This window comes from Microbacterium sp. (assembly GCF_048259935.1).
In the GTDB taxonomy this organism is placed as follows: Bacteria; Actinomycetota; Actinomycetes; order Actinomycetales; family Microbacteriaceae; genus Microbacterium.
The window spans coordinates 436,509-450,592 of sequence record NZ_JBLXHF010000003.1; the positions used below are offsets into that span (position 1 = coordinate 436,509).

The window sequence follows — 14,084 nt, forward strand, 5'->3', positions numbered from 1 at the left end:
CGGCGCGTCACGGGCCAGTCGCCCGGCCCCCGCGACGATCCGCACGCTGGCGCCGTCGCGGGCCCGCACCATCCCCACGGCTCCGGGGAGATAGGCGGCGATCGGCAGGTATCCGAGTGCTGATTTCGCGGCGCGCCCCCGCTGCTCGGGGGCCCGGTCGCGCATGATGACCCGCATGGCGTGCACCTGGAATGCGCCTGCCACGAGAGTGCACGCGAGTACGACGATGACATACCCGAGCAGGTCGAGGCGCGGAATGAGCGCGGCCCCGGATGCCACGAGAGCCAGCACGAGCGACGCGATCGCTGCCCCCAGGCGCGCAGTCAGGGTGCCTGCGTGAATGATCTTGTCGATGTTGACGCTGGCGGCGACGATGACGAGTCCGGCGAGGGCGGCACTCGCTCCTGCCATCGCGACGTTGAATTCGCTCCACTCCGCCAGCGCAGTGATCATGCGACCAAAGTACTCCCGCACGGCGGTCGGCGCCGATTAATTGACGCCCGTGATGCGGCTGCGCTACGTTGTGGCCTATGCGCGGCACCCGTCCGCGCCGGTCTGCTGACGGCGGACTGCCCCGACCCCAGGCAGTGCCGACCTCAGGCCGTGCGGCCAGGGCGAGACGCTGGGCGCGGTTTCACCTTCGCCGTCGTAACGCGACGACGACGTGAAATAAGGAGCCGCCTTGTCCGAAGATTACCCGAGCCGCAAACTTGCCGACGCGCCTCGCGCCGACGAGGGATACTACGGTCCCGAGAGCGTGTCCTGGAGGGTGTTCTCCGACCCCTCGACGATGCTGGGCGCGAAGAACGCGGTGTTCCTGCAGATGCTCGAGCCCGGCATGATGGTGCACTTCGAGCGCGTCTCGCTCACCTCTGAGGGGGCAGATGAGATGGCGGCGCGCTTCGATCGCACGTCGGCTTACCTTCGCGATGCGATCTTCGCCGATAAGGCACATGCGGATGCCGCGGCCACCCACGTCGACCGACTGCACGAGCGTGCGTCATGGACCAACCCTGAAACGGGCGAGGTTGTCAGCGCCAAGCAGCCCGAGTGGCAGCGGTGGACCTGGTGGACGTACATCTGGTCGGCAGTGCGCGGCTACCAGGAGTTCGGCCCCGGCCTCTCGACCGCTGATGCCGATCGGGTCGTGCAGGAGTCACGCCTGGGGGCCGAGAAGCTGTTCGTTCCCGGGCCCTACTTCGAGACCTTCGCCGAGGTCGACACGTACATCCGGGAGGGACTCAACTCGAAGGCCCTGACGCTCTTCGCAGCGCTCGCCGGGCACTCGCTCAGGCACCCTGATGTGAAGGGTCCGATCGCGCGCTGGGTCACGCGCCGGGTGATCAACGGCATTCTGTCGCTGCTCCCCGAGAGTGCGCGGCTGTTCTTCGCGGTCGAGGACCGCAGCGAGAAGGAGCTCGCCAAGGGCGCGCGCTTCACCAAGATGATCGCGAAGCTCGCGCGCAAGAACCACACGGCCGAGCAGCTCATGGCGCAGGCCGTGGGCGAGACGGTCGCGGCGCCCTACCAGCGGGTGCGCACCAAGTCGTCAACCAAGTAAGCGCATCAACTAAGCGCACCGACTAAGAACCAAGTAACCGCAACAGCTCAGGGGGCCGCGCAGATCCGATACACGCTCGAGTCGGCGAGCGTGTCGGTCTCGCATCCCAGCCCGGTCAGGCGAGGGATGCCGTCCATCGCAGGCGCGTCGAACAGCCCTACGTGTGCGCCAGTGAGCACGATCTGCGACACGGTGCCGCCCCAGGGCTGTGCGGCGAGCCATTCGATGTCGTTCTCTTGGACCCACGTCGTCAACGGCTCAACCGATGCGCGCTGTTCAGCGAGCGTGCCCCACCGGGGCTGCGCACTGCTGAACGCGTGCGTCGTCGCGCCCCACGCGAACAGAACCACGAGTACGGATGCCGCGGCAAGAGCGATGACCCGCAGCTGCCGTTGCCGCATCAGCTGTGCAGCACCCCAGATCGCGTAGGCCCCGAGAATGGGGAAGAACGCGAAAATGCCAGGGGCCGGATGCCGCACCCACAGTGGCAGGTGTGATGCGGTGGCCCACCACGCGACGAACGTCAGGGCGCCCACCGCGGCCGGCCACAGATAGAGGCCGCCCGTCCATGAGCGTGTGGCCCACATGCCGCCGGCAATCAGTGCCACAGAGACCACAGCCAGAACGGCCGCGGCCCAGACGGGGAGCGACCACGATTCTGCGAGGGTGGTGAGCTTCTGCGCCACCGTGGTCGGTTCGCCGGTCTGCCCGCCGTTGAGCACGAACCAGCCGAGTGTGCGCAGGTGTTCGATGAAACCCGAGAACCCGAGCGAGACCAGCGCGAAGACCTCGAGCAGAAGGGTCGGCAGTGCGACGAATATCAGCGGCAGCCACGAGCGCTTCACCAGCGCGAGAAAGCGCCCGGTGGCTGAACCGGCCGATGTGCCCGGCGTGAGCAGAAGCAGCGCCACAGCGAACGCCGGCAACGCGAGCAGTGCGATGAGCTTCGCCTGTACGGCGAGTCCGACGAAAAGTCCTGCGAGCCACGCGCGCTTTGGCAGCACGATCAGCGCCCACACGAGCAACGCGGCGGCCGGGATCTCACCGAGCAGGTCGGCGGGGCCTTGGATGGGCGATACTCCCGCGCTGGTGGTGAACGCGAGCGGTACGGCGACGGCGACCAGCGCGGCCCATCGCCCACCGATGCGGTTGCCGAGTACGCCCAGGCCCACGAGGAGCACGATCCAGTACATCAGCGGCACGAGTCTTGCACCGATGATCGGATCGATGCCGGTGGCCAGTATCGCTGCGACAGGCAGCAGCACGGCGGGCCCCGTCGAGATACGCGGGTCGAAGGGGGTGAGCGTCGAGCCCGAGAGAGCACCGTCGCTGGTGTAGCCGAGGCCGGCGAGAAGGTTGCGCGGCACGGTGAGGTTGAACGCTTCGTCTTCCCAGAACTGCCACGTGGTCAGACTGTTCCAGGCGAGCACGAGGTGACCGGCCAGCAGCGCCGCCGCCAGAACCCAGAACCCGATCGATCGAGCACGCGTCATGTCATGCCCCGGAGTCAGCCCGGCGAATGCTCCGCAGCGGCGCTGACGGACGCAGTGACAGCACCCACACTTCTTGCAGAGCGGCGAGGGCGAACTGGCGCAGACGTTTGGGTGGCAGCCGCACGCCTGCGGCACGCCCCCACATGGTGCCGCTCTGGGATTCACCCCGACGTGGAATGCTCTTCACTCGCAGATACCGCACGTCCAACTTCGCGCGTGCCTCTGCGAGGGAGAAATGCACGTGAGGCACGGATGCGTCGTCGGGCACGGCGTCGATGAGGGTCTGAAGAACGGCGGGACGGTAGGCGCGCAGGGGAGTGTTCACATCGGGGATGCGGCGGCCGGATGCCGCGGCGATCAGCAGCTGCACGGCACCGGTGAGCGCTTTTCGGTACCAGGGGTCGGTGCGGCCGTCGCGTACGCCATGCACGACGTCGGCGCCGGTCGTCTCGATCGCGGTGATGAGCCGGGCGAAGTCGGTGCCGAGGAATTGTCCGTCGCCGTCGACGTGAACGAGAAGATCAGGGGCGGATGCCAGGCCCGCACGATATGCGGCAAGCGCTGTGGGCCCGTGGCCGCGGTTAACCGGCTGCGTCTGCATGTCGACATCGGCGACGCCGTCGAACACATGGGCCGTGTCGTCGGTGGACCGGTCGTCGGCGATGAAGAACGACACGCGCTCGGCGAGCGGGGCGACGTGCTCACGGATTTCGTCGATGAAACCGCCGATGCCTTCGGCCTCGTTGTAGGCGGGCATGACGATGGCGAGATGGGTGACGGTCACAGATTCCTCAGGCACTGATTCGGCGCGCCGATCACAGCGCATGCACCCAGTATTCTAGTGGAGTGAAGATCCCTGACCGTATTCGGCGGCTCGCCGGTGTCGGCAGTCGCTTCCTGGTCGTCGGCGGCATCAGCACGATCATCGAGATCGCCGCTTTCAATCTGTTCGTCTTCGTGTTCGGGTGGGACCCGGTGCTCTCGAAGATCGCCGCATCTCTGGTCGCCCTGGTCAACGCATACCTCGGCAATCGGGAATGGACGTTCCGTCACCGTGATCGCCGCGGACGCGTGTCAGAGCTGGTGCTGTTCCTCATCACGAATGCGGTCTGCACCGCGCTGGGGGCTGCCCTGGTGTGGCTCGGTGTCGAAGCGCTATCGCTGATCACCGGTCATGCCGCTGGTGCGTTCTGGTTGAACATCATCAACCTGGTGAGCATCGTGATCGTCGTGCTGTTCCGCTTCGTGCTGTACCACAAGGTGGTTTTCCGCGCCTCCGGTCCGAAGGCGCCGTAACCCGAGCTACTTCTTCGCGCCAGCGACAGCCTTCTTCGCGCGTGCGCGCCGCTTCGGCTGCGTCTGCGCGGAGGTCAGCTCGACCGTGGCCTGCTCGATCGGGTGGGCCGAGCCGTACGTGTACGCGCCGTAGCCGTAGCTGTCCGGGCCCTTGGTGGGCAGCATCGAGACGACGAGTCCGAGCAGGTTCACACCGGCCGTCTCGAGTGTACGGATGGCGCTCGAGAGCTCGGGCTTCTTCGTCTTGCCGGATGCCGCGATGAGGATGACACCGCGCGTCTTCTTGCCGACGACTGCCGCGTCGGTGACGAGCAGCAGTGGGGGAGCGTCGATGAGGATGTAGTCGAAGTACTCTTCGAGGGGCTTGAGCACCTTGTCCATCGCTGTCGACCCGAGCAGCTCGCTGGGGTTCGGGGGGATGGGGCCGCTGGGCAGCACGTAGAGGTCGTTCTTGCCCCACTTCTGCAGGGCGTCGGCGACATCCATCTGCCCGATGAGCACGTTGGTGAGGCCGACGCCGCCCTCGATCGCCATGTAGTCGGCGACACGCGGCAGACGAAGGTCGCCGTCGACGAGCGCGACACGGGCGCCGGTCTCAGCGAGGGCGATCGCGAGGTTCGCCGTGGTGGTCGATTTGCCCTCACCGGGGCCGGCGCTCGATACGACGAAGGTGCGCGAGTCGGAGTCGACATCGAGGAACTGCAGGTTCGTGCGCAGCGTGCGGAATGCTTCGGAGCGGGGGCTGCGCGGGTCGGCGTGCACGATGAGCGGACGCTTCTGGGCGTCGGGGTCGTGCGGGATGCCGCCGAGCATGGGCCGGTCAGAGATCTGCTCGAGGTCGTGCAGGGTGTGGATGCGGGTGTCGAGCACGGTGCGCAGCACCGCAAAGCCGATTCCGACTGCGAGGCCGAGCAGGCTACCGAGAGCGATCAGCAGTGGAACGTTCGGGCTCGAGGGCTTCGTGGGCACCGCGGCCGGGTCGGTGATCGTGATCTGCACCGGGCTCGCGCCCTCGGCGTTGTCAGGACGCTCGAGATCGTTCTGCACGACGTTGGCGAAGCTCACGGCGACCTGGTCTGCGATCTCCGCAGCGAGTAAGGGGTCCTGATCGGTCGCCGTGATGCTGATGAGCACGGTGTTCAGCGGCGTTGACGCAGAGATCCTGGACGCAAGCGAAGCAGACGTGTCGTCAAGACGCAGCTCATCGATCACCGGATCGAGCACGAGGGCCGTGCCGATGACGTCGACGTAGCTGGTCACCATCTGGCGGGCGAACGTCGTGCCCTGCACGAGGTCGCCGGTTGCGGCACCCTCGGTGCGCACCGAGACGTACAGCTGCGTGGATGCCTGGTACTTCGGCGCCTGCATGAACGCGTAACCCGCACCCCCGGCGAGGCCGACGAGGAGAAGCGCCACCACCACGATCCAGTTCTTGTGCAGGATGCGGATGTAATCGCGAAGTTCCACGTGTTCTTTCCCCCAGGGATGCTGTCAGAGTCGCACAGCGACTTTGTCATTGTTCCACAGGCTCGATTCGAGCCCGTATTCGTTCAGATGCTGTGCGTCATCGTTATCAGGCACCGTACGCTCCGTAGGCGCCGTAGCTCGTGCGGTCGGCTCCCTTGGTGGGCAGCATCGTGACGACGGCTCCCAGGACCTTGGCGTCGATGCCCTCGATGCTGGTCACGGCGTTCTTCAGACGTGACGTATGCGTCTTGCCGGCGGCGGCGACCAGGATCGCCCCGTCGGTGTTGTGCGTGAGCACTGCCGCATCGGTGACGAGGCCCACGGGCGGGGCATCGATGATGATGATGTCGAAGGTCGTTTTCAGGTCGGTCAGCAGGTCAGACATCGCGCTCGACCCGAGCAGCTCGGCCGGGTTGGGCGGCACGGTGCCCGACGGCAGCACGAAGAGTGCTCCGCGGCCCCACCGCTGCAGGGCCTCGCTGGCGGCGACGCGCCCGATGAGCACCTCGGTCAGTCCGATGCTGCCCTCGATCGACAGGTAGTCGGCGATGCGCGGGAGGCGCAGGTCGCCATCGATCAGCGCCACGCGGGCGCCGGAGTCGGCGAAAGCGATCGCGAGGTTCGTGGCTGTGGTGGATTTCCCCTCGCCCGGGCCCGAGCTGGTGATCACGAAGGCGGACGCACCATCGCCCCAGGCGAGGAACTTCACATTGGTCCGTAGCGCGCGAAACGCCTCGGCCCGGTGATCGCGGGCAGATGCCGCAACGATCAGCGGATTTTTCACCGCCTCCGGGTCCAGTGCAATGCCGCCGAGGATGGGCACGTCGATCGCGCTTTCGACATCTCCTACAGAGCGGATGCGGTCGTCGAGCACGGAGCGAAGCACGGCAACGCCGACCCCAACGGCGAGCCCGAGCAACGCACCCAGGGTGATGATGAGTGGAACGTTCGGTGCCGACGGTTTCAGCGGCACTTGCGCTGCTTGGAGCGTGTCGATGCGCACGATGCTGGGGCGGGCGTCGATCGGTCGTTCCAGCTGCTCCGCCACCACGACAGTGAAACTGTCACCGATGGCGTTTGCGATACGAGATGCCTGACCGGGGTTCTCATCGGTCACCGTTACCGTGATCGCGGTGCTGGCGAGAGAGGCCGTGGCGCTGGTTCGCGAGGCGAGTTCTGCCACAGTCGAATCGAGATCGAGGTCGTCGATCACCGGCTGCAGCACGAGCGAGCTGGTGATGAGCGCCAGGTAGCTGGTGACCGCTTGTTGCGCGTAGCCGCGGGCGAGGTTGAGCTCAGACGGAGTCGCGCCCGGTGCTGTCTGCGCCGACACGAACAGCTCTGTGGACGCCGTGTAGCGCGTCGGCGAGTTGAAGGCGACGAGAACGCCTGCAGAAAGGCCGATCAGGGTCAATGAGAGAATGAGAACAAGATTGCGCCTCAAGACACGCAAATAGTCCTGCACTGTCACTTTGTGTCCTCGGGCTTCTGGTAACACGACTCTCAGCTGATGTCGGCTCACGCCGAGTATTCTTAGCCAGAATAGTCCCTCGCAGTGACGGCACTGGTGAGCACGCCCCGGAATGGTGATTTATGACGCCCGTTGACGACGATGTCGATCTCGACGCCCAGCCCTCTCAGGACAGCGTGGGCTCTTCACCTCGACTTGCGCAGATGCTCGGGGGAGCGCGGAGCGCAGCCCCGAGTCGCGACACACGCACCGATACCGTGCGCCTGAGCGCCATGGTGAACTCGGCAGTGGCGAACAGCTCTCCCCTCGGCGGGGTGTTCTCGACGCCGTCTGCTGCGCAGAAGAGTGGCCGTGCGAAGAAGCCCCGGGGGCATCGACGGCTCGACTGGTTGAACCTGAGCGTCGGCGCCGTCGCGGCCGTTGCTGTCGCGGGGACAGCCCTTTTCGCAGGCGTGCAGGTAGCGAACGCGAGCCCGGCGGCAGATGCCGTGCATGTGCTGACGGGTGATGAAGCAGCGCTTGCAAGTGCCGAGACAGGCGTTACGGCATCGAGAGAACGACTGCAAGAGCGCATCGAGACTGCGAAGGCGGGCGTCGATCCCGTGCTCGTGTCATTGAATGCGCTTCGTCCGCTGGGCGAGCAGATTTCTGTGGTCGATGTTGCCGCACTCGATACGGTGGTCGCGTCTGCTGAGTCGTACCGCTCGGCGCTCGGCGAGATCGAACTGGTGGAGCCTCCGGCTCCGTATTCACGGCGGGGAGTAGATGAAGAGTCGCTCTCCAGCGTGGGCAGTGCGATCGACCGAGTGCGCGAACGGGTCGCCGTCGTGGACGCCACGGCAGAGAAATTGCGCGCGGACCGGAGTTCGGTGGATGCCCTCACCGACACGTATCAGGCACAACTCGCCAGCTTCGCGGCTAGGTTCCCGGCAGCAGCCATTGCCGAAGTCGAGGCGAATGAGGTTGCAGGCGAGGAGTTCCGTAGTGCGGTGACCGCGGCTGCTGCAACGGTTGCCGCGACACCGCTCGACGGGGCTACAGGAGCGCCTGCGCTCACTGCCTATCGCAACGCCGTGATCGCCCTGCGCGACGAAGACGTGCGGGTGCGCATTCTCGAAGAAGAAGCGCGTGATGATCAGACCGGCACCTGGCGGCCGAACAACCCGCAACCGAACAATCCGTCGCAGGACGAACAGCCGGTACCCACAGATCCGAACCTGCCCGTCACGCCGCCTGCGCCGGACCCCACCCCGCCTGAAGGCAGCGGAGACGCACCGATCGAATAGTCTTTTGGACATGGTCCCAGCGAGGGGCTTCGTGCGTATCGACGCTCGACTTATGCCATCATAAATATGTTTGGCGTGGCGCATAATTCTTGCGCGCGGCCGGGGGAGTCTTTAGAGGGGGTAGCTCGTTGGATACGAGCGCAGACAACCGTATAGACAAGCTGGCGACCGGGGCCCCTGCCTGGGAGAAAAGATACGTACGTAAAGTCGTCGCGGCCGATTTCGCTGTCGTTGTGCTGGCAGTCGTGGGTGCACAGATACTGCGTTTCGGGTTCTCTCCCGACGATCTCCGCCAACCGGTCGCTTCATCAACGATTGACGTTTCTTACACGGCTTTGTCAGTCGTCATGATCGTTGGATGGCTGATTGCGTTAGCTCTCAACGAGACACGTAAGCCCCAGAACATCGGCGCTGGCGCGTCAGAGTATCGTCGAGTGATTTCGGCGACGCTGATGTTTTTCGGAGTTTTTGCCGCTGTCGCGTTCTTGCTCCATGTCAGTATCGGTCGCGGGTACTTACTCATTGCGTTCCCCGCCGGACTAGCAGGCTTACTCCTGACCCGTTATCTTTGGCGACAACGTTTGCACGCTCAGCGCCGGCGCGGCAAAAACACGTATCGTACGATGCTGGTCGGTGACCCAGCCAAGATGATGCACATCTACACACAACTCACCGCCGACAAGAACTCAGGCTTCCAAGTCGTTGCCGCAGTTTCTGACGAGCCAGCAGCGCATGTGCTGAACCTCCCGGATGTATCACTGAACACGTACGATCAGTTGCTTCCCGCGGTTAGCGCGGAAGGTGTCGATACCGTGGTCGTGGTTGGAGCTGATCACTTGTCTCCGGAGTACCTTCAGCGTCTCGGATGGGCGTTAGACGCCCAGAAAGTCGACCTTGTGGTGGCGGCGGCACTAACGGACGTGGCTGGGCCGCGGATACACATGCGCCAAGCTGTTGGGTTCCCACTGATTTACGTGGACTTCCCGAAGCTGAGTGGCGGGGTACGTTTTGCGAAGCGCATGTTCGACCTCTTCGCCTCTCTATTGATCACTATATTACTGTCACCCGTGATGCTCGTAGTGGCGTTGTTGGTCAAGACGACAAGTAGAGGTCCGGTGTTTTACTCGCAGGAGCGTGTAGGGGTGAACGGTCGCCCGTTCCCCATGTTCAAGTTCCGGTCGATGGTGCAAAATGCTGACGACCAGTTGCAGTCGCTCCTGGACGCGCAAGGGACTTCAGATAGGCCGCTGCACAAAATCGACAACGACCCCCGGATCACCCCCGTCGGCAGAGTTTTGCGCAGGTACTCGTTGGATGAGCTGCCACAACTCTTCAATGTGGTGCTCGGAACCATGAGCCTGGTGGGTCCGAGACCGCAGCGTGATGCCGAGGTCGCCCTATACAAGGAACATCACCACCGTCGTCTCATGGTCAAGCCGGGAATTACCGGCCTCTGGCAAGTGAGCGGGCGAAGCGCGCTAGATTGGGAAGACGCAATCCGGCTAGATCTGTACTACGTAGAAAACTGGTCACTGGTTGGTGATCTTGTGATTCTTTGGCGAACAGTGCGCGCTGTTCTCGTCGCGGACGGAGCGTACTGAGCACCGGATGACATGCGCGGAGGGCGGGAAACGACGCATGTGATGGCGAAATCTGAACCACCACGACCTAGCACGTCACCACGAGGGGAAATCGATCTGGAATGCTGGGAGAGATTGATGGCTAGCGTGCTCCACGTCACTGAATGTTATGACGGCGGGACGGGGCGTGCCATGGTTGCCCGAGTTCGTGCAGCGCCTCAGCACACTCATCATGTGCTATGGGCAGGAGCCGAAGCCCCGAGCGAAGCCGATGGTTGGGCTAGCGTTACGAAACTTCCATTGGGTTTCATTCGTCGAGTCAGAGCCGTGCAACGCAAGATTGCGGAGCTGTCTCCTGATATCGTGCACGCGCACTCTAGCTGGGCAGGAGTGTACACGAGAGCATTCAAGACACACGTCCCCATCGTGTACGAAGCCCATTGCTTCAAGTTCGAGGATCCAACGACGACCAAGATTTTACGCAAAGCAGTTTGGGCTGCAGAGGCCCGATTAGCGCGGTGCACCTCAGCCATAGGTGTTCTCTCGCCCTACGAGGCTGAGATCGCCCACTCTTTTCTTTCGGACGCCGCTATCATAGAGATCCCGAACCTCCCAACAATTACAACTGCGGTCGACGCCCGCACGAAACGCGTGTCTCGCGGTGCTATTTCTATGGTGGGAAGGATTAGCAGCCAGAAGGATCCACGATTTTTCTTGGCAGTTCGTGAGGAAATCTCACGCATTGTGCCAGGTCTTGAGTATCGCTGGATTGGCGATGGAGACCCTGTGCTACGAAGAGAGCTTGAAGCTGCAGGCGTTAAGGTCACAGGTTGGTTATCGACTGACGAAGTTAGAGAGAGCCTTACAACAAGTGCGGTGTATTTGCACACGGCAGCGTACGAAGGATTTCCGCTCAGCGTCCTCGATGCCGCCTTCTGCCAAGTCCCGATTGTCGTTCGACGAATACCGTCGATGGCTCACACCACTCTTCGTCTCGCTGATGATGTTGGGGACGCAGCAGAAGCCGTAGTTGAGATGTACACGTCGGATGACGCCCATATGCTCGCCCAGAATGCAAATTCGGATCTTCTCCGTCAGATGTCAATGAGTTCTCTTGAGTCTTCCCTTGAAAGTCTCTATACGGTAGCGCTAATTAGATAGTGCGAGATGATGAACGGAAAGCGCAGAGCAGTTGGAGTGTAGTTGAAGTACATAGTCACAGTTACGGACCTGCACCGGTCGCTTGTTCGCGGTATGCATTTCACGGAACCCAAAGAGCAAGTGGACGTCGGACGTCGAGGAGCAAAACAGGGCGTCCGTATCCACATTAATGCCTTACGGAACCTAATAAAATGCGCGCTTGATCCGCAATCGGTTGCTGTTGTTTCACATCCTTTTCATCCTTGGTTCGCGCTATTCGCGATGATGGCGCGAAAAATCGAGCTTTATGACGACGGCACTGCGTACTACGCGCGAAGTCTAATTCCGTCGAACTATAGATCGAAAATATATCAATTTATGGTCGCGCGCCACTTCAAGTGGACTGTGGACGCGGAAGCCGTGAGCGATTACGGAGTGATGCTGGCGCATAGCGGCGCGGAGAGAATGCACGCATTATATCCGGACCTCCTTGAACTTTCTCCACCTCCCGTGCCTACTCCAATTGACCGATCGAAGGCATTTCCACTTTCGGATGGAGCACTAGATTCGGAAAGTGTGACTATATATCTCGACACAGCACCACACTTGTCTCCCGCGGGAGGCGACGCTGTGGCGGTGATGAGAATTCTTGAGGATTTGGCGTCGAGATCTACCGGCGGAGCTATCTACTATCGTGCGCACCCTACAGGAAGCACGGAAATAACTAGAATCCTAGAAAATACTACTTGGGCCCGCGCGTTAACGGGCGCATTCGAAGATAGGGTTTCGCGTATACGAGTGGAGTGCGTGGTTTCTTACTTTTCCTCCGGAGCTATCTCTGTGAAGAACACGCACCCAGATGCAATGGTGATCAATCTTAGAAATAATTCTCAACCCAACGCCACATCGGGATTAGAAAAGTTGTTTAGAGGATTGGGAGCGAGTGAAATCCAATACTAGCAATTCGTTGCGATTTCTAACGGGGCTCGTCGTCGCATCATGGGTGGTGCTGGTGCTCGCGTGTGTATCGCCTCTGATAACGCCTCGATTTGACCTCTTAACTCCCGAGTTTCTGGCGTATGGGGTCGTTTGTTTCTTGTCTTTGTATCTAGGAATATTCCTCTTTGGCGCGATACCGGCGAAGACTCGAAATCATACAAATGCGGGGTATTTAGCGCGATGGATGCTCGGCCTGCTTCTCTTAGGGGTGTCGGCCAGGGCTGTCGATCGAATCTTTCTGCGACCGGTGGGTAATTTTCTTTCAATCTCGGACGTTCGCGATGCTAGGTTGGCAGATTCAAACCTAGCTTCTATTGTCGGTGCAATTGCTCCTGCGGCCGGAGTGGTTCTCTTTGCGATGCTTCGAACGTATATCTCAGCGAAAGAGAGACGAATCGCCTATATTCTAAGCGCTATTTATTTACTAGATCTATTGTTGACGGGGTCGAGGGGTATCCTCTTGATCGTAATCATCCTCGTTCTCGGGGTTGGGCTTTCACTTCGCACCCTTTGGTATTTGGTTCCACTATTGTTGGTCGGATCCGGGGCCCTTTTTATGATTCGTTTCGCGGCTCTGACTGGAAGTAGTGATGCGCTTGCGATTTTAATTAACAGCAGCCAGTTAGGCTACGCGCGTTTTGTGCCTGCCTCTCCGTTTTCCGTGAGCGTCTTACAGGGCGAATTTGGGCAAGCGTTCTTTTTCCCAGTGCTCCAGATTAATCAATACGCTTCCCATGCTATTTTCGAGTTTTCTGAGGTGTTTCGGAATGCACCAAACTTTTCTTTTGCGCTCGGTTCCCTGATACCACAGGTGCCGTTTTTTGAGCGTCAGACGGGCTTCGAATTTACGGAGAATTTGTACTACACGTTTCCCGGAACCCTAGCGTTGGCATTCGGGGCTATTGGTGCGCCTATCGCGGCATTCGTGCTTGGAAGTTGGCTCGGACGAGTTGTCGCTTACGCTACGTTGGTCGGAGGATCCGTAAAAACTGTGGTTGCAGTTGCGATTTTTGGGCTGCCGTTCGTCAATACGCTGGGTGGATTCGATTTCATATTCTTTCTCGTTCCGATCTGGATCGCGGCGAGGTATATTCCCACGCAGGTTTCTCAGGTTTCGAAGCGAGCTCGATCAGAGCGCGCTAGCAAAGCAAAAAGTATGGTTGGGTCAAGAAAATAGAATATTTTTGCAGGCCGAGAGTTTCACTTGACCCGACATGCGCCGGGATTCCGTATTCTTGGCTTTTCCGCAATTGTCCGTTGCCTGGCGCCCTAGATTCTTATTCGTAGTAGACCCCTGGGTTTCGAGCGTTTTAGTTGCTTTAGATTGTCGCCTGGGGTTCTCATTGAACTACGCGATACGCGATATGAACCGCCCCAGATTTGATGTCGCATTCTGTTGTGTTGAATGGAAGCGCTCGTGCCTAAGAAGATCGATTCCGCGCTCCGAGAGCACGCTGTCCGGTTGGTGGTTGGTGATCGAGCACCGGAGTGAGTATCTGTCGAGTATGAAGGCGATCGCGACCGTTGTCCGGCAGGAAGATGTGGGCGCGGAGTTGCGGGCAAACTCGAGTCCTGCAACCGTTGATCATGGCCTTCATCGATGATCTCCGTGCCCAGGGGCATGCAGTCGAGTCGATCAGCCGCATTCTGCGTGAGCAGGGTGCTGGCTCGCTGCGCGCACTTATCGGGCCTGGTGACAGGGCCTCGTTTCGGGGTCAAGCCCCAGTGCGTGGTGTAGCCGGTGGTGATCCTTCTTCTGTTGGTTAGGCGCTGAGTTCGAGGACGTGTTCG

The 14,084-nt window shown here is 61.3% G+C and carries 11 protein-coding genes and 1 pseudogene; 7 read left to right on the forward strand and 5 right to left on the reverse strand.

Going from position 1 to position 14,084, the window contains the following annotated elements:
- Positions 1-453, reverse strand: a 453-nt coding sequence (locus tag ACN0RC_RS07705) for a hypothetical protein (RefSeq protein ID WP_417510412.1), incomplete at its 3' end; no start/stop codon positions are given.
- 229 nt (positions 454-682) lie between these two features.
- On the opposite strand from ACN0RC_RS07705, the gene ACN0RC_RS07710 reads away from it, so the two are divergent.
- Positions 683-1,561 carry an oxygenase MpaB family protein gene (locus tag ACN0RC_RS07710; protein ID WP_417510414.1) on the forward strand — a complete coding sequence of 293 codons (879 nt, stop codon included), beginning with the start codon at positions 683-685 and terminating at the stop codon, positions 1,559-1,561.
- Between the two features lie 47 nt (positions 1,562-1,608).
- On the opposite strand, the gene ACN0RC_RS07715 is transcribed toward ACN0RC_RS07710, so the two are convergent.
- Positions 1,609-3,054 carry a hypothetical protein gene (locus tag ACN0RC_RS07715; protein WP_417510416.1) on the reverse strand — a complete coding sequence of 482 codons (1,446 nt, stop codon included), beginning with the start codon at positions 3,052-3,054 and terminating at the stop codon, positions 1,609-1,611.
- A 1-nt stretch (position 3,055) separates the two neighbouring features.
- A complete protein-coding gene (locus ACN0RC_RS07720) occupies positions 3,056-3,838 on the reverse strand; it encodes a glycosyltransferase family 2 protein (RefSeq protein ID WP_417510418.1) in 783 nt (260 codons plus the stop codon).
- A gap of 62 nt (positions 3,839-3,900) precedes the next feature.
- Here ACN0RC_RS07720 and ACN0RC_RS07725 point away from each other — a divergent pair, with 62 nt between their 5' ends.
- Positions 3,901-4,350: a GtrA family protein gene (locus tag ACN0RC_RS07725; RefSeq protein WP_417510420.1), complete on the forward strand. Its 450-nt coding sequence runs from the start codon at positions 3,901-3,903 to the stop codon at positions 4,348-4,350.
- A 6-nt stretch (positions 4,351-4,356) separates the two neighbouring features.
- Here ACN0RC_RS07725 and ACN0RC_RS07730 read toward each other — a convergent pair whose 3' ends face one another.
- Together ACN0RC_RS07730 and ACN0RC_RS07735 are read right to left on the reverse strand one after the other, a co-directional pair.
- Complete coding sequence (locus ACN0RC_RS07730; protein WP_417510422.1) at positions 4,357-5,817, reverse strand: polysaccharide biosynthesis tyrosine autokinase; 1,461 nt, start codon at positions 5,815-5,817, stop codon at positions 4,357-4,359.
- 106 nt (positions 5,818-5,923) lie between these two features.
- Positions 5,924-7,339, reverse strand: a complete 1,416-nt coding sequence (locus ACN0RC_RS07735) for a polysaccharide biosynthesis tyrosine autokinase (protein WP_417510424.1) — start codon at positions 7,337-7,339, stop codon at positions 5,924-5,926.
- 71 nt (positions 7,340-7,410) lie between these two features.
- Here ACN0RC_RS07735 and ACN0RC_RS07740 point away from each other — a divergent pair, with 71 nt between their 5' ends.
- From ACN0RC_RS07740 to ACN0RC_RS07760, 5 genes and pseudogenes are all read left to right on the forward strand, one after another.
- Positions 7,411-8,574, forward strand: coding sequence for a hypothetical protein (locus tag ACN0RC_RS07740; protein ID WP_417510426.1), 1,164 nt, complete (start codon positions 7,411-7,413; stop codon positions 8,572-8,574).
- Positions 8,575-8,702: 128 nt separating this feature from the next.
- Positions 8,703-10,175 (forward strand): sugar transferase, encoded by a 1,473-nt coding sequence (locus ACN0RC_RS07745; protein ID WP_417510428.1) that lies wholly within the window; start codon positions 8,703-8,705, stop codon positions 10,173-10,175.
- A gap of 42 nt (positions 10,176-10,217) precedes the next feature.
- Complete coding sequence (locus ACN0RC_RS07750; RefSeq protein WP_417510430.1) at positions 10,218-11,315, forward strand: glycosyltransferase; 1,098 nt, start codon at positions 10,218-10,220, stop codon at positions 11,313-11,315.
- A 1,267-nt stretch (positions 11,316-12,582) separates the two neighbouring features.
- Entirely contained in the window at positions 12,583-13,470 is an 888-nt protein-coding gene (locus ACN0RC_RS07755; protein WP_417510432.1) for a hypothetical protein, read from the forward strand.
- Between the two features lie 240 nt (positions 13,471-13,710).
- A pseudogene (locus ACN0RC_RS07760) lies at positions 13,711-13,987 on the forward strand (IS3 family transposase); the annotation flags it as partial.
- Positions 13,988-14,084 lie beyond the last annotated feature (97 nt).